Origin of the sequence: Halomonas sp. A29, from assembly GCF_046723295.1 — a bacterium.
Classification (GTDB): Bacteria; Pseudomonadota; Gammaproteobacteria; order Pseudomonadales; family Halomonadaceae; genus Halomonas.
The window spans coordinates 212,526-229,460 of record NZ_JAXQPR010000005.1 but is presented as its reverse complement, the minus strand read 5'-3'; the positions used below and the strand labels follow the sequence as shown (position 1 = coordinate 229,460).

Annotated in this window: 18 protein-coding genes and 1 other RNA gene; 15 read left to right on the top strand and 4 right to left on the bottom strand. The window is 64.3% G+C overall.

The features are described from left to right. Positions 1-94: 94 nt before the first annotated feature. The 7 genes from rplM (at position 95) to SPH52_RS11425 (ending at position 5,069) form a co-directional block, all read left to right on the top strand. Positions 95-523 (top strand): 50S ribosomal protein L13, encoded by a 429-nt coding sequence (rplM, locus tag SPH52_RS11455; RefSeq protein WP_167111123.1) that lies wholly within the window; start codon positions 95-97, stop codon positions 521-523. Between the two features lie 13 nt (positions 524-536). Next, positions 537-926 carry a 30S ribosomal protein S9 gene (gene rpsI / locus SPH52_RS11450; protein WP_411795151.1) on the top strand — a complete coding sequence of 130 codons (390 nt, stop codon included), beginning with the start codon at positions 537-539 and terminating at the stop codon, positions 924-926. Between the two features lie 213 nt (positions 927-1,139). Then, a complete protein-coding gene (petA, locus tag SPH52_RS11445) occupies positions 1,140-1,733 on the top strand; it encodes a ubiquinol-cytochrome c reductase iron-sulfur subunit (protein WP_411795150.1) in 594 nt (197 codons plus the stop codon). Continuing rightward, complete coding sequence (locus tag SPH52_RS11440) at positions 1,733-2,992, top strand: cytochrome b (protein ID WP_411795149.1); 1,260 nt, start codon at positions 1,733-1,735, stop codon at positions 2,990-2,992. The genes petA and SPH52_RS11440 overlap by 1 nt, the downstream gene beginning before the upstream one ends. Continuing rightward, positions 2,992-3,759 (top strand): cytochrome c1, encoded by a 768-nt coding sequence (locus tag SPH52_RS11435; protein ID WP_411795148.1) that lies wholly within the window; start codon positions 2,992-2,994, stop codon positions 3,757-3,759. Before SPH52_RS11440 ends, SPH52_RS11435 begins: the two co-directional genes overlap by 1 nt. 151 nt (positions 3,760-3,910) lie before the next feature. Then, the gene (gene sspA / locus SPH52_RS11430; protein ID WP_411795147.1) at positions 3,911-4,537 is read left to right on the top strand and encodes a stringent starvation protein SspA; all 627 of its coding nucleotides are present in this window, start codon (positions 3,911-3,913) and stop codon (positions 4,535-4,537) included. 49 nt (positions 4,538-4,586) lie between these two features. Then, positions 4,587-5,069, top strand: a complete 483-nt coding sequence (locus tag SPH52_RS11425) for a ClpXP protease specificity-enhancing factor (protein WP_411795146.1) — start codon at positions 4,587-4,589, stop codon at positions 5,067-5,069. Between the two features lie 99 nt (positions 5,070-5,168). On the opposite strand, the gene SPH52_RS11420 is transcribed toward SPH52_RS11425, so the two are convergent. From SPH52_RS11420 to SPH52_RS11405, 4 genes are read right to left on the bottom strand one after another with little or no spacing between them, the layout of a single operon-like run. After that, on the bottom strand, positions 5,169-5,747 hold the full coding sequence (locus SPH52_RS11420; RefSeq protein WP_411795145.1) for a BON domain-containing protein: 579 nt from the start codon (positions 5,745-5,747) through the stop codon (positions 5,169-5,171). Between the two features lie 6 nt (positions 5,748-5,753). Beyond that, positions 5,754-6,347, bottom strand: coding sequence for a phosphoheptose isomerase (locus tag SPH52_RS11415; protein WP_411795144.1), 594 nt, complete (start codon positions 6,345-6,347; stop codon positions 5,754-5,756). Positions 6,348-6,385: 38 nt separating this feature from the next. Then, the gene (locus SPH52_RS11410) at positions 6,386-6,754 is read right to left on the bottom strand and encodes a YraN family protein (protein WP_411795143.1); all 369 of its coding nucleotides are present in this window, start codon (positions 6,752-6,754) and stop codon (positions 6,386-6,388) included. Continuing rightward, positions 6,738-8,492 carry a penicillin-binding protein activator gene (locus SPH52_RS11405; RefSeq protein ID WP_411795142.1) on the bottom strand — a complete coding sequence of 585 codons (1,755 nt, stop codon included), beginning with the start codon at positions 8,490-8,492 and terminating at the stop codon, positions 6,738-6,740. The genes SPH52_RS11410 and SPH52_RS11405 overlap by 17 nt, the downstream gene beginning before the upstream one ends. Before the next feature lie 102 nt (positions 8,493-8,594). Here SPH52_RS11405 and rsmI point away from each other — a divergent pair, with 102 nt between their 5' ends. The 8 genes from rsmI to mraY all read left to right on the top strand — a co-directional run bounded on the left by rsmI (position 8,595) and on the right by mraY (position 16,931). Further along, positions 8,595-9,452 carry a 16S rRNA (cytidine(1402)-2'-O)-methyltransferase gene (rsmI, locus tag SPH52_RS11400; RefSeq protein ID WP_411795141.1) on the top strand — a complete coding sequence of 286 codons (858 nt, stop codon included), beginning with the start codon at positions 8,595-8,597 and terminating at the stop codon, positions 9,450-9,452. 53 nt (positions 9,453-9,505) lie between these two features. Further along, an RNA gene (gene rnpB, locus SPH52_RS11395) (RNase P RNA component class A) lies at positions 9,506-9,869 on the top strand. Between the two features lie 65 nt (positions 9,870-9,934). Next, positions 9,935-10,891, top strand: coding sequence for a 16S rRNA (cytosine(1402)-N(4))-methyltransferase RsmH (gene rsmH, locus SPH52_RS11390; protein ID WP_411795140.1), 957 nt, complete (start codon positions 9,935-9,937; stop codon positions 10,889-10,891). Positions 10,892-10,926: 35 nt separating this feature from the next. Beyond that, positions 10,927-11,229, top strand: coding sequence for a cell division protein FtsL (gene ftsL, locus SPH52_RS11385; protein WP_411795139.1), 303 nt, complete (start codon positions 10,927-10,929; stop codon positions 11,227-11,229). Further along, positions 11,226-12,935, top strand: a complete 1,710-nt coding sequence (locus SPH52_RS11380; protein WP_411795138.1) for a peptidoglycan D,D-transpeptidase FtsI family protein — start codon at positions 11,226-11,228, stop codon at positions 12,933-12,935. Before ftsL ends, SPH52_RS11380 begins: the two co-directional genes overlap by 4 nt. 31 nt (positions 12,936-12,966) lie before the next feature. Next, complete coding sequence (locus SPH52_RS11375; protein WP_411795137.1) at positions 12,967-14,475, top strand: UDP-N-acetylmuramoyl-L-alanyl-D-glutamate--2,6-diaminopimelate ligase; 1,509 nt, start codon at positions 12,967-12,969, stop codon at positions 14,473-14,475. After that, positions 14,472-15,839, top strand: a complete 1,368-nt coding sequence (locus tag SPH52_RS11370) for a UDP-N-acetylmuramoyl-tripeptide--D-alanyl-D-alanine ligase (RefSeq protein WP_411795136.1) — start codon at positions 14,472-14,474, stop codon at positions 15,837-15,839. The genes SPH52_RS11375 and SPH52_RS11370 overlap by 4 nt, the downstream gene beginning before the upstream one ends. Before the next feature lie 9 nt (positions 15,840-15,848). Next, positions 15,849-16,931, top strand: a complete 1,083-nt coding sequence (mraY, locus tag SPH52_RS11365; protein WP_411795135.1) for a phospho-N-acetylmuramoyl-pentapeptide-transferase — start codon at positions 15,849-15,851, stop codon at positions 16,929-16,931. The last annotated feature ends 4 nt before the right edge of the window (positions 16,932-16,935 follow it).

The following is a 16,935-nucleotide window of genomic DNA, read 5'->3' as shown; positions in this document are numbered from 1 at the left end:
GTTGGTGCGACAACCAAGAAAAATAGGGATGATCCCGATTGTGCCACGGCGCACGGGGTCCAATACACTTGATTGATTTTGTGGTGATTTCTCCATGAAAACGTTCACAGCTAAGCCGCAGAGCGTGCAGCGCGACTGGTATGTCGTCGACGCGGCGGACAAGACGCTCGGTCGCCTGGCCACCGAAATTGCTCGTCGCCTGCGCGGCAAGCACAAGCCCGAGTTTACCCCTCACGTGGATACCGGCGACTACATCGTCGTGATCAACGCCGAGAAGGTGCAGGTTACCGGCAACAAGGCCAAGGCCAAGACCTACTATCGCCATACCGGTTATCCGGGCGGTCTTCGCTCCATGAATTTCGAGAAGATGATCGCGCACGCACCCGAGCGCGTAATCGAATCTGCCGTGAAGGGCATGCTGCCGAAAGGACCGTTGGGGCGCGCCATGTACTCCAAGCTCAAGGTCTACGCCGGCGCCGAGCATCCGCACGCCGCCCAGCAGCCGCAAGAACTGAACATCTGAGGGGATCATCACCATGGCACAGCAGTATTACGGTACCGGGCGCCGCAAGACTTCCACAGCCCGTGTATTCCTCAAGCCGGGCACCGGCAAGATCACTGTCAACAACCGTGAGCTGGACCAGTATTTCGGTCGTGTTACCGGCCGCATGGTGGTTCGCCAGCCGCTCGAACTGACCGAGACCACCGGCCAGTTCGACGTTTATGTCACCGTCAAGGGTGGTGGTGGTTCTGCCCAGGCAGGCGCCATTCGTCACGGTATTACCCGTGCCCTGATGGAGTACAACGAGGACTTCCGTCCGGCGCTGCGCGCTGCTGGCTACGTCACTCGTGACGCGCGTCAGGTGGAGCGCAAGAAGGTCGGTCTGCGCAAGGCGCGTCGTCGCCCGCAGTTCTCCAAGCGCTGATTTTTCGCTCAGTCGCTGGCAAAAACCCGGGCGTTTGCCCGGGTTTTTTGGTTTTTATTTCAAGAAATTGCAAAAATAATTCCACCTTGGTCAGGGCCGCCTCGGCTTGTGCGTTGCGGCCCGATTCCTTAAGATATGGCGGATTTGGTATCCGTGGCCGCGGAACTCATTCCGTGCGGGATCAACGGGTAAGCTGATGGGAGAAACCATAAAATGGCAGACAACGGCGTGAACAAAGGGCGGCGCCGTCTCCTCCTTGGTGCCACCACCGTCGTAGGAGCGGTGGGTGCCGTGGGAGTGGCGGTTCCCTTTGTGGCTTCCTGGCAGCCGAGTGCCAGGGCAAGGGCGGCGGGCGCGCCAGTGAGTGCAGATGTCTCGAAGCTCGAGCCAGGACAGCGCATGACCGTCGAGTGGCGTGGCAGGCCGGTCTGGGTCGTCAGGCGCACGCCCGACATGATCGAGCGGACCGAGAACTTCGATCCTGCCCGTCTGGCCGACCCCGATTCCAACGAACCGCAGCAGCCTGACTACGTGACCGGTCCACTGCGCTCCGTGCGGCCCGAGTACTCCGTGCTGATCGGTATCTGCACGCACCTGGGCTGCTCGCCGCTGTTTCGCCCCGAGCCAGACGACGTCGACATGACGGCCTGGCCCGGTGGTTACTTCTGTCCGTGTCACGGCTCCTATTTCGACCTGTCGGGCCGTGTCTTCCGCAATGTGCCGGCGCCGCTCAACCTCGAGGTGCCGCCGTACCGCTTTGATGGCGACGACGTGATCGTCGTTGGCGAAGATGAGGAGGCCGCCTGATGGGTAACCCGAATCGTGCCAAGGCTGAAAGCGGCATCATGCGCTGGGTGGATGATCGCTTTCCCGCCACGCAGATGTGGCAGGACCATCTCTCCAAGTATTACGCACCCAAAAACTTCAACTTCTGGTATTTCTTCGGCTCGCTGGCGCTGCTGGTGCTGGTCAACCAGATCCTCACCGGCGTCTGGCTCACCATGAGCTACAATCCCTCGGCCGAGGGCGCCTTTGCCTCCGTCGAGTACATCATGCGCGACGTGGAGTGGGGCTGGTTGATCCGCTACCTGCACTCCACCGGTGCTTCCGCCTTCTTTGTAGTGGTCTACCTGCACATGTTCCGTGCCCTGCTGTACGGATCCTACAAGGCGCCGCGCGAGCTGGTGTGGATCTTCGGCATGGCCATCTACCTGCTGCTGATGGCCGAAGCCTTCATGGGCTACCTGCTGCCCTGGGGCCAGATGTCCTACTGGGGTGCCCAGGTCATCATCTCGCTGTTCTCGGCGATTCCGTTCGTCGGCCCTGATCTTGCTCAGTGGGTACGTGGTGACTACCTGATTTCCGGTATCACCCTGAATCGCTTCTTCGCCTTGCATGTGGTGGCGCTGCCCATCGTGATCCTGGCGCTGGTGGTGCTTCACCTGATCGCCCTGCACGAAGTAGGCTCCAACAACCCTGACGGTATCGACATCAAGGCCAAGAAGGACGAGACCGGCAAGCCGCTGGACGGCATTCCGTTCCATCCCTACTACACCGTCAAGGACGTGTTCGGTGTGGCGGTCTTCCTGTTCGTGTTCGCCGCGGTAGTGTTCTATTTCCCCGAGGGTGGCGGTTATTTCCTGGAGCGGCCCAACTTCGAGCCGGCCAACCCGATGGTAACGCCGGATCACATCGCGCCTGTGTGGTACTTCACACCCTTCTACGCCATCCTGCGGGCGATAACCTTCGACCTGTTCGGGCTCGACGCCAAGTTCCTCGGCGTGGTGTTCATGGGCGGTGCCATTGCCGTGCTGTTCGTGCTGCCCTGGCTCGATCGTAGCCCGGTCAACTCCATGCGCTACAAGGGCTGGATGTCCAAGGTGATGCTGGCACTGTTCGCCATCAGCTTCGTGATCCTGGGTGTGCTTGGGGCGCTGCCGGCCACGCCGATGCGTACCGTGGTGGCGCAGCTCTGCACCGTGGTCTATTTCGCCTTCTTCCTGCTGATGCCGTTCTACACCAGGATGGAGAAGACCAAACCGCTACCGGAAAGGGTGACTGGCTAATGAAAAAGCAACTGTTCGCACTGCTCTTCGCGCTGGTGCCCTTCACGGTGATGGCTGCGCCGGCCGCAGACGTGCCCTATTCGATGACGCCGGACCTGCGCGACGAGGAGTCGTTGCAGCGTGGCATGCAGCTTTTCGTCAACTATTGCATGGGCTGTCACTCGCTGGAGCACCAGCGCTTCGCGCGGGCTGCCGAGGATTTCGGCATGCCGCAGGACCTGGTCGAGGAGAATCTGATCTTCTCGTCCAGCCTTGCCTTCAACGACCAGATGCGTATCGCCATGGATCATGGCGATGCCGCCAACTGGTTCGGTTCGGCGGCACCCGACCTGACCTTGCATGGACGCCTGCGTGGCCCTGACTGGATCTACTCCTACCTGCTGACCTTCTATCGTGACCCGAGCCGTCCGAACGGGGTCAACAACGAGGTCTTCGAGATGGTCGCCATGCCCAACGTGCTCGAGCCGTTGCAGGGCGTGCAGGAGAAGGTCTGTGCGGAAACGGACCGTCCCGTCGACGGCGCTGAGCTCGATCCGCTGACCGGCAAGTACCAGTCTTGCGACGTGCTGCAGGTGACCCGGCCGGGGAGCATGGAGCCTGACGAGTTCGAGGAAGCAGTCTACGACCTGACCAACTTCCTGACCTACGTGGGTGAGCCGTCCAAGCTGCAGGCCCAGGTGCTGGGGCCGAAGGTGCTGATCTTCATCTTCATCTTCGGTGTGCTGGCGTACCTGCTCAAGCGTGAGTATTGGCGCGATATCCACTGATTCGATCGAATCGGTCCGTTGTGCCGCAGGGGGCGTATGGCCATCATGCCATGCGCCCCCTGCGTGTTGTTCCAAGTCCGAGAGCAGATGCCACCCCGTGACTCGGGGTGCGTGCTATCATGCTGGTTCGAATTGATGCGAGGATTGTTACATGGGTGTAGTGGCCAAGAGGTCGTCGATGATCTTCTACTCGGGAAGCGATGACCACCTCAGTCATCGTGTGCGCATCGTACTCGCCGAGAAGGGCGTGGCGGTCGACATCGTCGAGGTAAATGGCGATCAGCGCCCCGAGGAACTTGCCGACCTGAACCCCTACAATAGCGTGCCGACTCTGGTCGATCGCGACTTGGCGCTGTATGAATCCAAGGTGATGATGGAGTATCTGGACGAACGCTTTCCTCATCCTCCGTTGCTGCCGGTGTATCCGGTGGCGCGTGCCCAAAGCCGGCTGTGGATGCACCGCATCGAACGTGAGTGGTGCCCCCTCGTCGAGCAGATCGAGAGCGGCGGCAAGAAGGAGGTGGAGAAGGCGCGCAAGGAGCTGCGTGAGAGCCTGGTTGGTATCTCACCGATCTTCGAAGACGTGCCCTTCTTCATGAGCGAGGAGTTTTCGCTGGTGGATTGTTGCATCGCGCCGATCCTCTGGCGTCTTCCGGTGCTGGGCATCGAGCTTCCGGAGAAGCAGGTCAAGCCGCTCATTGCCTACATGGAGCGCCTGTTCGAGCGTGAATCCTTCGTGTCGGCGTTGAGCGAGAACGAGCGCGAAATGCGCACCTGAACCTGGCGTCGGGCCCATCCGACGCCAATAGACTGGAGGGCAGAGCGCCATGTTGTCGAGCCGCCCCTATCTAGCCAGAGGCCTCTATGAGTGGCTTCTGGATAACGACCACACTCCCTACATCGTGGTCGATGCCGAGCAGCCCGGCGTTACTGTGCCGCGGCAGTTCGTGCAGAATGGTCAGATCGTACTGAACGTGGGACCAACCGCGGTGAGGGACCTGCTGATCGAGAACGACGCCATCAGGTTTCATGCCCGCTTTGGCGGGCAGCCCATGCGGGTCGTCGTGCCGATGCCGGCCCTGGTAGCCATCTACGCACGAGAGAACGGGGTGGGCATGGTGTTCGGCCATGAACCGACCATGCCGGCGTCTCAGTCGGAAGAGCGCGCTGCGACGGACAAGCCCGAGCTGACTGGCGTCGACAGTGACGAGAGACGGGGTGACGATAGCGCGAAGCAGGAGCGCGGCAAGGCATCACCTTCTGGCAAGGCGCCGTCCAAGAAACGGCCTTCTCTACGGGTGATCAAGTAGCCGCTGATCCGGGTACCGCGTCGCCATTGTCGGCCACAAAGAATAACGGCAGGTCATTGACCTGCCGTTATGCTTTTTTTTGCGCTGTGCGATACAGGCTCAGTCGATATAGTCGAAAACCTTGACGATACGCTGTATGCCGCCAACGTCGGCAACCGCATTGACGATGCGATCGGCCTCGGCACGTCTGACCATGCCCATGATATAGACCGTGGCATTCTCGGTGACGAAACGCAGTCGGCCGGTGTCGATGCTCTGGTCGGCGGCCAGAGTCGTGCGGATGCGAGTATTGATCCAGGTATCGGAGAGACGCTGGCTTGCTGGCAGGTTGGCGGCGACGGACAGCTCGTTGTGCACGTCACGCACGTTGCGAACCTCCAGTGCCACTTCGCTGGCTTTCTGCTTCAGCTCTTCACTGGGCACCTGTCCGGTAAGGAGCACGATGCCGTTGTAGCTGTCGACGTTGATGCGCGCATCGCCGAGCCGTGCATCACTACGGCGCAGGTTGTGGGCGATCTTGGTCTCGATGCTCTCGTCTTCCACTTGGGCGCCGAGCGTGCGCCGGCCATAGTTTTCGTCGATGGTACCAGGGTTGGCGACACCGGTGACCGTGGTACAGCCGCCGAGGGCCAGAACCAGGGAGGTCAGAAGACAAGCGAACAGTCTGGTTGAGGTCATGTGGGGTTACTCGCTGCTGCCGAAGAGTTGTTCATCGATGAGGTCGCACAGGCAATGAATCACCAGCAGGTGCACCTCCTGAATGCGCGCAGTGGAAGTGGCCGGGACGCGAATTTCGCAGTCGTCCTGTCCAAGCAGGGAGGCCATGTCACCACCGTCACGACCAGTCAGGGCGACGACGGCCATGTCGCGGTCGTGGGCTGCCTGGATGGCCTGGATCACGTTGCCCGAGTTGCCGCTGGTCGAGATCGCCAGCAGGATGTCGCCGGGCTGGCCCAAGGCCCTGATCTGCTTGGAGAAGACCTCGTTGTAGCTGTAGTCGTTGGCAATCGAGGTGAGCGTCGAGGTATCGGTAGTCAACGCCAGGGCCGGAAGGCTGGGGCGTTCCCGCTCGAAGCGGTTGAGCAGCTCGGAGGAGAAGTGCTGGCTGTCGCCTGCACTGCCGCCATTGCCGCAGGCCAGAATCTTGCCTTCGTTGACCAGGCATTGAACCATCATCTGGCTGGCGACCTCGATGAAGGGAGGCAATACCTCGCTGGCATAGGTCTTGGTGTCGATGCTGGCGTTGAAGTGTCCGAGTATGCGTTGCTGAAAATCCATTCTGTCGAGTCCTGTCGCGGAACGAACGATAAGCCCGGTCAGAACGCTTCGAAGGCGCCCTGTACCCATTCGTAGTCGAGCGCGGGCGGGATGCCGGTCACGGCCAGCACGTCGAAACGGCAGGGACATGATAGCCGGTTGCGCGCCAGATAAAAACGCGCCGCATGTACCAGCCGGCGCTGCTTGGAGCCAGTCACGGTCTCCAGTGGATGGCCGTGGCGCACGTTGGCGCGATGGCGAACCTCCACGAAGACCAGGGTTTCACCCTCGCTCATCACCAGGTCGAGCTCACCGCCCTTGAATTGCTGATTGCTGGCGATGAGCCTGAGGCCTCGCGCCGAGAGCCACTCGGCGGCGAGGCGCTCGATGCGGGCGCCGCGGGCACGAGCGTCAGCGGAGCTGGCCATTGTCGAGCAGATCGAATGTCAGGATGGGGCGCGGTACGCCGCGCTCGAAGCGTGCCCAGGGCAGGCGCCGTTCGATGCGGCCGTCACGCCCGGACACAAGCAAGCCGGTGGCGCCGGACATCTCGCTCTCTGGCAGCAGTTGGAACTGCGGCAGCCGGCGTGCCAGCTCGTAGGCGTCGACGCCCATTGCCATCAGCCGGAAGGTGGACGGATCGGCATCCTCGTGCAGCTCGCGAAAGCTGGCGAGGTAGGGTAGCGCTTCCACGCCACCCACGGCGGCATCCGGGATCTGCCAGGGGATGTCGACGAAGTTGACCTCGTCGAGATCATGATCGAGCAGCGGCTGTGGGCGTCCCTCATACAGATGCGATGTCGCATAGATGGGCAGGTTGGCGGCATCGTAGTAGTCGAGTGTCGGCGGCACCTGGCGTGCATAGCTGGGTAGGGCCAGCAGGAACAGCATGTCGGGGCGGCCGCCGCTGAGCACGCGACGGGTGCTCTCGGTAGCGGAGCCGCGGGGGTCGTAGGAGACGGCGTTGGTGATGATGCCGTCGCGGCTGCGCCACTCCTCCTCGAAGGCACGGCCGACCCGTGCGCCCCATTCGTTGTTCGGTACCAGCAGGGCGCTGCGGCGATGACCATCCTCGCGGGCGCGCCTGGCGACCTGGCGGGCTTCGTCCTCGGCCGACAGGCCGTACTGGAACAGCCCCTCGGCCTGGTTTGTCTGGCCGGCACCGTAATTCAGCGCCAGTGTCGGCAGGGGGACGCTGTCGCGGGCCTCGAGTTCGCTGACCTGGTCCTTGTCGAGCGGACCGATGACCACCTGGGCACCGATGTTGCGCGCTTCGCTATAGAGGGCCTCGAGGTTGCCATGGCTGGCGTCGAGGAACGTGAGCCTTACGCCGCCATTGCGCTCGGCGCTGTGGCGGTGATGGATGCGGATGCCGGCACGAATCGATTCGGCGACGCCTGCCAGGGGACCGCTATCGGGCAGGAAGACGGCGATATGGCGTACTTCCTTGCCGCGCAGCTCACGCAGAGCCAGCAGCTCGGCGGGTACGCTGCGCGCTGCGGGGTGCTGAGCGTTGCGTTCGCGCCAGGTTTCCAGGCGTGCAAACAGGCGCTCGATGTCACCGTCGCTTTCACGTACCAGGCTGGCAAGCCCCAGCCAGCCGAGGGTCAGTTCATCGGCTCCCTCGCGCAGGCTGGCCAGCTCGCTGCCCTCGAGTCGGGAAAGCGAGGTCCAGATGGCGTCGTTGAGTGCTTCGCGGTCGGTGCGTGCCTGAACGTACATCAGCAGCTCGGCTGCGGCACGATGCTCGTCGATCTGTATCAGGGCACGCCCCATGCGCTCGCGCAGGATCAGGCCGGCATCGCGTGGCATATCGATTTCGCCAAGCAACTGCCCAGCCTGGACCACGGCCCAGGGCTCCTCGAGCTCCTCGCCGAGTTCCGACAGCAGCATGGCCCAATGCAAGCGGTACTCGGCAGGCAGGCGGGCATCGTCGATCTCGCTGGCAATCTCCAGCGCCTGGGTACGCTGGCCGCGGCGTGCTAGGATGTCGGCCGCCTCGAGCCGGCTGAGTGCGGCCTGCTCGGGGTCTTGCTGCTCGGCGCGCTCGAGAAGCTGGCCGGGATCGTCGTCGGGTACGCGCTCGACGATGCCGGGAGGGGCGCAGCCGGCCATGAGGAGAGCGAGGAGCACGGTGGCCAACAGGCCGCGGGGCATTTTCAGCATGTATCCTTCCTTGTCTGCAGGCTCAGAGAGGCGCAGGACTGTCTCTGGGCCCGACAATCAACCACATTCGGCCAAGCCCGACAGTCTCCCTGAGGAACCGCCATGTCTGACACTGATCTGGGTACATTGTACGTGGTCGCCACACCGATTGGGAATCTGGAGGACATGAGCCCCAGGGCGGCCAGGCTATTGGGCGAAGTGGCGCTGGTTGCCGCAGAAGATACCCGGCATACCTCTCGGCTGTTGCGTCATCTCGGTCTCTCGGTGCCCATGCTTTCGCTGCACGAGCACAACGAGGCGGCCAGGGTCGAGCAGCTCGACGAGCGGCTGCAGCGTGGTGAGAGCATCGCCCTGGTCAGCGACGCTGGCACGCCCTTGATCAGTGATCCGGGCTTCGTGCTGGTGCGGGAGTTACGCGCGCGCGGGCGCCACATCGTGCCCGTGCCGGGCCCTTGTGCCCTGGTAGCGGCCCTTTGCGCCGCGGGCCTGCCGACCGACCGCTTCCTGTTCCAGGGCTTTCTGCCGGCCAGGACGGGAGCGCGGCGCCAGCGGCTCGAGGGGCTCGTGACTCACCAGGAGACACTGGTTTTCTATGAATCTCCACACCGCATCCGCGACACCTTGGTGGACATCGGGGCGGTATTCGGTGAGCGGCGCCTGGTGCTGGCCAGGGAGCTGACCAAGTCCTTCGAGACATTTCTCGACGGCAGCGCCCCGGCGCTGCTGGTGCGCATGGAGGCCGATCCCGATCAGGCGCGCGGTGAGTTCGTGGTCATGGTGGCTGGCGCCGAGGCGCGGGAAAGCTCCGATTCCGCCAGCCTGGAGGCCGATGCCGTGATCGAGGCGCTGCTCGCCGAGGGCGTTGGGGTGAAGCAGGCTGCGGCGGTGGCGGCGCGACTTCTGGGCGGTGCCAAGAAAGTGTGGTACGGCCGGGCCCAGGCGCTGAAGGAGACGCGCTGATACGCTGCGGAAAGACATTGAGAGGCCTCGGGCACGCTGGTATTCTTGCGCTCGGAGTCGGCCAGACAGTCGCCGCCGAGCCGGCCTTGTGTCGGTGAGGGGGAGGAAAGTCCGGGCTCCATAGGGCAGGGTGCCAGGTAACGCCTGGGCGGCGCGAGCCGACGGAAAGTGCAGCAGAGAGCAGACCGCCTACGTCTCCTACGGGAGGCCGGTAAGGGTGAAAGGGTGCGGTAAGAGCGCACCGCGCGCCTGGTAACAGTGCGTGGCATGGTAAACCCCACCCGGAGCAAGACCAAATAGGAACCCAATGGCGTGGCCCGCGTCGGGTTCGGGTAGGTTGCTGGAGGGCCGCGGTGACGCGGCTCCTAGATGAATGGCTGTCCTCGACAGAACCCGGCTTATCGGCCGACTCCCCCAATCGATTCCCTCGCTACCGGCCGCGGCCGGTGCATTCATTCAGCATCGAGACATCAGGAAAGCGCATGCCGCCACCCGCAGCAGAACCGAGCCGACATGGCTTTCGTCATGCCAGCGTGCTGCTGGACGGAGCCGTGGATGCGCTCGTTCACGACGCTGACGGAGTCTACCTGGACGGCACCTTCGGTCGTGGCGGCCACTCGCGTGCCATCCTGGAGCGCTTGAGCCCCGCTGGACGCCTGCTGGCCATCGACCGCGATCCCCAGGCGATTGCCGAGGCGCGCAGCCTGGTCGACCCCCGCTTTACCATCGAGCAGAGCGACTTCGCCCAGTTGGGCGAGATTGCACGTCGGCATGGGTTGCATGGCCGCCTGGCCGGGGTGTTGCTGGACGTCGGAGTCTCCTCGCCGCAGCTGGACGATCCCGAACGGGGCTTCAGTTTCATGCGCGACGGTCCGCTCGACATGCGTATGGACCCCAGTCAGGGTGAGAGTGCCGCCGATTGGCTGGCCCGTGCCCGCGAGGCCGATATCGCCCATGTCTTCAAGGCCTATGGCGAGGAACGCTTCGCCAAGCGCCTGGCGCGAGCCATCGTGACCCGGCGCGCCGAGCGGCCCTTCCTGCGTACCGGCGACCTTGCCGAAGTGCTCAAGGTGGCCCATCCCGCCTGGGAGAAGGGCAAGCACCCGGCGACACGCGCCTTCCAGGCCCTGCGCATTCATGTCAACGCTGAGCTGGAGCAACTGGACCAGGCGCTGTCGGCGGCGTTGGAGGCACTGGCACCGGGTGGCCACCTGGTGGTGATAAGCTTTCATTCGCTGGAGGATCGCCGGGTCAAGCGCTTCATTCGTGAGCATGTGCGCGGCGACACCGACCTGCCGCGCGGCGTGCCGCTTCGAGATGAGCAGCTCGCCAAGCGCCTGGAGATGCTGGGCAAGGCTCAGCGGCCTACCCCGGCCGAGGTCGAGACCAATCCACGCGCGCGTAGCGCGGTGATGCGCGCAGCTCGCAAGTTGACTTGAGGAATGGCATGGCGCAAGGACGGTTGTCTCCCCAAATGCTGCGTGCAGCCTGGCGTCCTGCCCGGCTGCCGAGCTGGCGTCTGCTGCTGGTGCTCGGGCTGATGCTGGCTTGCCTGGCCAGTGCCACGGCGGTCATCAACGCCAGCCACCAGACCCGCACGCAGTACGTTCGCCTACAGCAGCTCGAGCGTGAGCGCGATCAGTTGCAGACGGAGTGGGGGCAACTGCTGCTCGAGGAGAGCGCCTGGTCGTCGCCGGCGCGCATCGAGCGCCTCGCCGTCGAGCGGCTCGACATGCGCCTGCCCCACGTCAATGAAGTCGAGGTCATCCGGCCATGAGTACGGACGTGCGTGGTGGTGTGACGCCGCGTCGACGGCCGCCCATGGCGCCAATGGGTGGGCTACGTTACGTGGTGGTGCTGAGCCTGGTGCTGGTGGCGATGCTGTTACTGGCTGGCCGCATCGTGACCTTGCATGTCTTCGACCGTACCTTCCTCCAGGGGCAGGGCGATGCGCGTACCCTGCGTACAGAATCGCTCACCGCCCATCGTGGCATGATCACCGACCGCAACGGCGAGCCGCTGGCCATTTCTACTCCCGTCGTGACACTGTGGGCCAATCCACAGGAACTACCGGAGGATCGTATCCAGCGGCTGATGTTGGCCCAGGCGCTGGGAGTGGGCCTGGACGATCTCGATGCCCGGCTGGAGCGTTTCGCCGAACGCGAGTTCATGTTCCTGCGCCGCCAATTGACGCCCGTTGCCGCCCAGCGTGTGCTCGACTTGCGTGTACCGGGTGTCTACGCCCAACACGAGTACAAGCGCTACTATCCGGCCGGCGAGGTAGTGGCCCAACTGCTGGGTGTGACGAACGTGGACGACACGGGGCAGGAAGGGGTGGAGCTCGCCTACCAGCCCTATCTGGCCGGCACGCCGGGCCAGCGTCGGGTGATCAAGGACCGCCGCGGGCGGCTGGTGCGCGACCTGGCGATCCTGCGCGAGGCGCAGCCGGGTGGTGAGCTTACCTTGTCGATCGACCAGCGGCTGCAGTACATGGCGTACCGTGAGTTGAAGGCGGCGGTCGCCGAGCACGATGCCGACGGCGGCGTGGTGGTGATGATGGACGCCCGTACCGGTGAGGTGTTGGCCATGGCCAACCAACCTTCCTACAACCCCAACAATCGCGCCGGCCTGGATCCGCGAGGCTTGCGCAACCAGGCGGTCGTCGATGTCTTCGAACCGGGGTCGGTCATGAAACCGCTGGCCATGGCGGCAATCATGGAGAGCGGCCGTTTCGACAGTGACGTGGTGGTCGACACGTCGCCGGGCTGGATGCGCATCGACCGCTTCACCATCCGCGACATACGCAACTACGGCAGGCTGGACCTGGCCGGGATCCTGGAAAAGTCGTCGAATATCGGCATGTCCAAGCTGGTGCTGGAGCTCGACGACCCGCTGGTCCCCGAACTCTACCGTCGGCTCGGCTTCGGCCAGAGCACCGAGACCGGCTTCCCTGGTGAAGCGGTAGGCCACATGCCGGCTCCGGTGCGTTGGTCGCGCAGCCAGTGGGCGGCGCTCTCGTATGGCTACGGTCTGTCGGTCTCGGCCCTGCAGCTGGCCAGTGCCTATACCGCGCTGGCCAATGGTGGGGTGCGCATGCCGCCTTCGCTGCTCAAACTGGATGAGGCGCCGCAGGGAACCCCGACCATCGATCCACAGGTGGCCCACGAGCTGCTGCGCATCATGGAGCAATCCGTGCAACCTACCACCGGTGGGCGACGTGCAGGGGTGCCGGGCTATCGAGTGGCCGGCAAGACCGGTACAGTACGCAAGACTTCGGCGCAAGGTTACGAGGAGAATGCCTATCGCAGCCTGTTTGCCGGCATCGCCCCCGTTTCCGACCCGCGCATCGTCACCATTGTCATGATCGATCACCCGAGGGCAGGCGACTACTTCGGCGGTGCCGTGGCGGCGCCGGTATTCTCGCGTGTCACGGGCAGCGCCCTTCGTTTGCTCGATGTGCCACCGGACCAGCGTGCAAGATGAATTCTGCCTTTCCCACGACAGGGGGGTGCCGATGCAGGTAAGTGCTTCTCGTCTCCAGGCGGCCCTGCGCCGCTGCTGGCCCGGTCTGACGGAGCCGGGTCTTGCCGGCGATGTGCCGGTCCGCCTGGTGCTCGACAGCCGGCGGATCGAACCGGGCGACGTCTTCGTGGCCGTGCCGGGGGTGGCCGGTGACGGCCGCTCCTATCTGGCCGAGGCCCTCCAGGCCGGGGCCATCCAGGTACTCTTCCATCTCGAACCGGACGAGGCGTTGCCCGACTCGGCGCAGGGCCGGCCGGTACTCGGCCTGCCGTTCCTGCGCCAGCGCCTGGGCGAACTGGGCCGCCTGCTGTTCGACGTGCCCGATTCGATGCAACTGATCGGTGTCACCGGGACCAACGGCAAGAGTTCCGTGACTCACTATATTGCCGAGCTGAGCACGGCCCTGGGGCGTGATGCCGGCCTCATCGGCACACTGGGTGTCGGACGTCCCGGGCAGCTCGAGGATGTCGGACTGACGACGCCGGGGCCATTGGCGCTGCAGGAGGCTCTTGGCGCGCTGGCAATGAACGGGATCGATCGAGTGGCCATGGAGGTTTCCTCCCATGCGCTGGAGCAGGGGCGCCTCGATGGTTGCCATGTCACTGCGGCAGCGTTCACCAACCTGAGCCGTGACCACCTGGACTATCACGGCAGCATGGCGGCCTATGCTGCCGCCAAGGCGCGTCTGTTCCGTCGTTCCGAGCTGGCCCTGGCAGTGGTCAACGCCGACGACCCCTTGGCCCGCCTGATGCTGGCGGGCCTGTCGGATGACGCGCGTGTGCTGGCGGTCGGAGACGACCCGGCGGCGACGCTGCGAGTGATCGATTGGCAGCCCGGCCGCAACGGTCAGTTGGCCCTGGTGGCGACCCCGCAGGGAGAGCGTTCGCTCGAGCTCTCGCTGATGGGTCGTTTCAATCTCGACAATGTCCTGCTGGCCATTGCCACACTGCATGGCCTGGGCGAATCGTTCGATGCCCTGTTCGATGCGGCAGCGCAGCTGACGCCGGTGCCGGGACGCATGCAGCGGGTGGGGCATGCGGGTGGTCCGGCAGTCATCGTCGACTATGCGCATACACCCGGAGCGCTGGAAAATGCCCTTGTCGCACTGCGTGACCATCTGCCCGGCGACGGTCGGTTGTGGTGTGTGTTTGGCTGTGGTGGAGACCGCGACAGCGGCAAGCGTCCGCTGATGGGGACGGCTGCCGCGCGCTATGCCGATCTCTTGGTGATCACCGACGACAACCCCCGGAGCGAGGATCCTGGCGAGATTCGTCAGCAGACCCTTGTCGGCGTGCCGGTCGAGTCCGCTCAGCGCTGCGAGGTTGTCGCCGGACGCAGCGAGGCCATTGCCCGTACCATCGCACAAGCCAATGATGAGGACGTGATACTGATCGCTGGCAAGGGCCATGAACCGTATCAGGAAATTGCCGGCGTGCGCCATGCCTTCAGCGATGTCGCCGAGGCTGAGGTCGCCCTGGCGCGACGCAAGGAGGGGCAATGAGCGGACCCGGCCTGCAGTCCCTGGCCGCCGTGGCCGAGGCGCTCGGCGTGGCGGTGCCCGATCGCGACCTCGCACTTGGCGACATTGTCACCGATACGCGTCGACTGACACCCGGCAGCCTGTTCGTGGCGCTGCGTGGAAAGCGCTTCGATGCCCATGACTTCATCGCCCAGGCCCGCGAGGCGGGTGCCACCGCGGCGCTGGTCGAACGGTCGGTCGACGACCCGTTGCCGCAGCTGGTGGTGCAGGACACCCGCCTGGCGCTGGGGCTGCTCGGTCGCGCGCGCCGCCGTGCCTGGGGCGGTCCGCTGGTGGCAGTGACGGGCAACAGTGGCAAGACCAGCGTCAAGGAGCTGCTGGCGCGGCTGCTGGGTCAGCGCGGCAAGACCCTGGCCACGCTGGGCAATCTCAACAACGATATCGGTGCGCCGCTGACGCTGCTTGGCCTCGACGGCGGGCATCGCCAGGCAGTAGTCGAGCTGGGGGCCAACCATCTCGGCGAGATCGCCTGGACCACGGCGCTGGCCGAGCCGCAGGTCGCCATCATCACCAATGTCACCGGTGCCCATGTCGGCGAGTTCGGCGGCATGGGCCAGATCGCCCAGGCCAAGGCCGAGATCCTCGCCGGTCTTGGTCCCGATGGGGTAGCGGTACTCAATCGCGACGACGTCTATTTTCCGTTCTGGGCGCGGCTGGCCGCACCGCGGGAGGTGCTGGACTTCGGCTTTGCCGAAGAGTGCCGTGTGCGGGCTATCGAGCTGGCCTGCGACGCCCTGGGGCGCTATGCTTTCACGCTTGTCGTGGATGGCCGTCGGGTCGGTCGGGTGCAGTTGGCCCTGCTGGGGCGGCACAGCGTCGCCAATGCCTTGGCGGCCGCGTCGGGAGCGTGGGCGTTAGGGCTGGGCGACGAGCAGGTGCTGGCTGGACTGGCAGCGGCAACGCCGATGCCGGGGCGGCTGAGTCCGCTGCAGGGCATCAGGGGATGCCGCCTGCTGGACGACAGCTACAATGCCAACCCGGGAGCGGTCAGGGCGGCGCTTGCACTGTTGACCGAGTTGCCCGGCCCCAGATGGTGCCTGCTGGGCGCCATGGGAGAACTGGGGGCGGACTCGGACCGGCTGCACGCGGAAGCCGGCCACTACGCACGGGAATTGGGAATCGACGCGCTGATGACCTGTGGCGATCCGGCGCTGGCCGCAAGCCAGGCCTTCGGCGACGGCGGGCATCATTTCAACGATCACGAGGCGCTGACGCGCCATGTCCTGAACCATCTACCCACCGGTGCCAGCGTGTTGATCAAGGGTTCGCGCAGCGCTGGCATGGAACGGGTTGTGGCGGCGCTACGAGCTGACGCATCAAGGTGAACGCAACACATGCTGCTTTTTCTGGCTAATTTCCTGGCGCAGTACCAGAGCGCCTTCAATGTCTTCAACTATCTGACCCTGCGCATGATCCTGGGCACCATGACGGCCCTGCTGCTGTGCCTGTGGCTGGGCCCGTGGATGATCCGTCGCCTGGTCGAGCGACAGATCGGCCAGGCGGTACGCGACGACGGCCCGCAGTCGCACCTGTCCAAGGCCGGTACGCCGACCATGGGCGGTGCCATGATCCTGATGGCGATCGCCGTCAGTACGCTGCTGTGGGCCGACCTGGCCAACCGCTTCGTGTGGGTCGTGCTGGTGGTCACGCTGGGTTTCGGCGCGATCGGTTGGGTCGACGATTATCGCAAGGTAGTGGAAAAGAATCCCCGCGGCCTGCCGGCGCGCTGGAAGTATTTCTGGCAGTCGGTGATCGGCCTGGGTACTGCCGTGATGCTCTACCTGACGGCAACGAGTGCGGTGGAAACCAGTCTGATCGTCCCGCTGTTCAAGGATATCGTGATCCCGCTGGGCGTGTTCTACGTGGTGCTCACTTATCTGGTGATCGTAGGCAGTTCCAACGCCGTGAACCTCACCGACGGTCTCGACGGCTTGGCCATCATGCCCACCGTCATGGTTGCGATGGGGCTGGCGATCTTCGCCTATGCCAGTGGCAATGCGGTATTCGCCAATTATCTGCAGATTCCCAACATCGTCGGTGCCGGCGAGTTGGCGGTGTTCTGCGCCACCATCGCCGGGGCCGGGCTCGGCTTCCTGTGGTTCAATACCTATCCGGCCCAGGTCTTCATGGGCGATGTGGGAGCCTTGGCGCTGGGGGCGGCGCTAGGCGTGGTGGCCGTCATCGTGCGTCAGGAGATCGTGCTCTTCATCATGGGCGGCATCTTCGTGCTGGAGACCATCTCGGTGATCCTCCAGGTCGGCTCCTACAAGCTGACCGGGCGCCGCATCTTCCGTATGGCGCCGCTGCATCACCATTATGAACTCAAGGGCTGGCCGGAGCCGCGTGTCATCGTGCGCTTCTGGATCATCACCGTGGTACTGGTGCTGGTCGGCCTGGCTACGCTGAAGGTTCGCTGAGCCA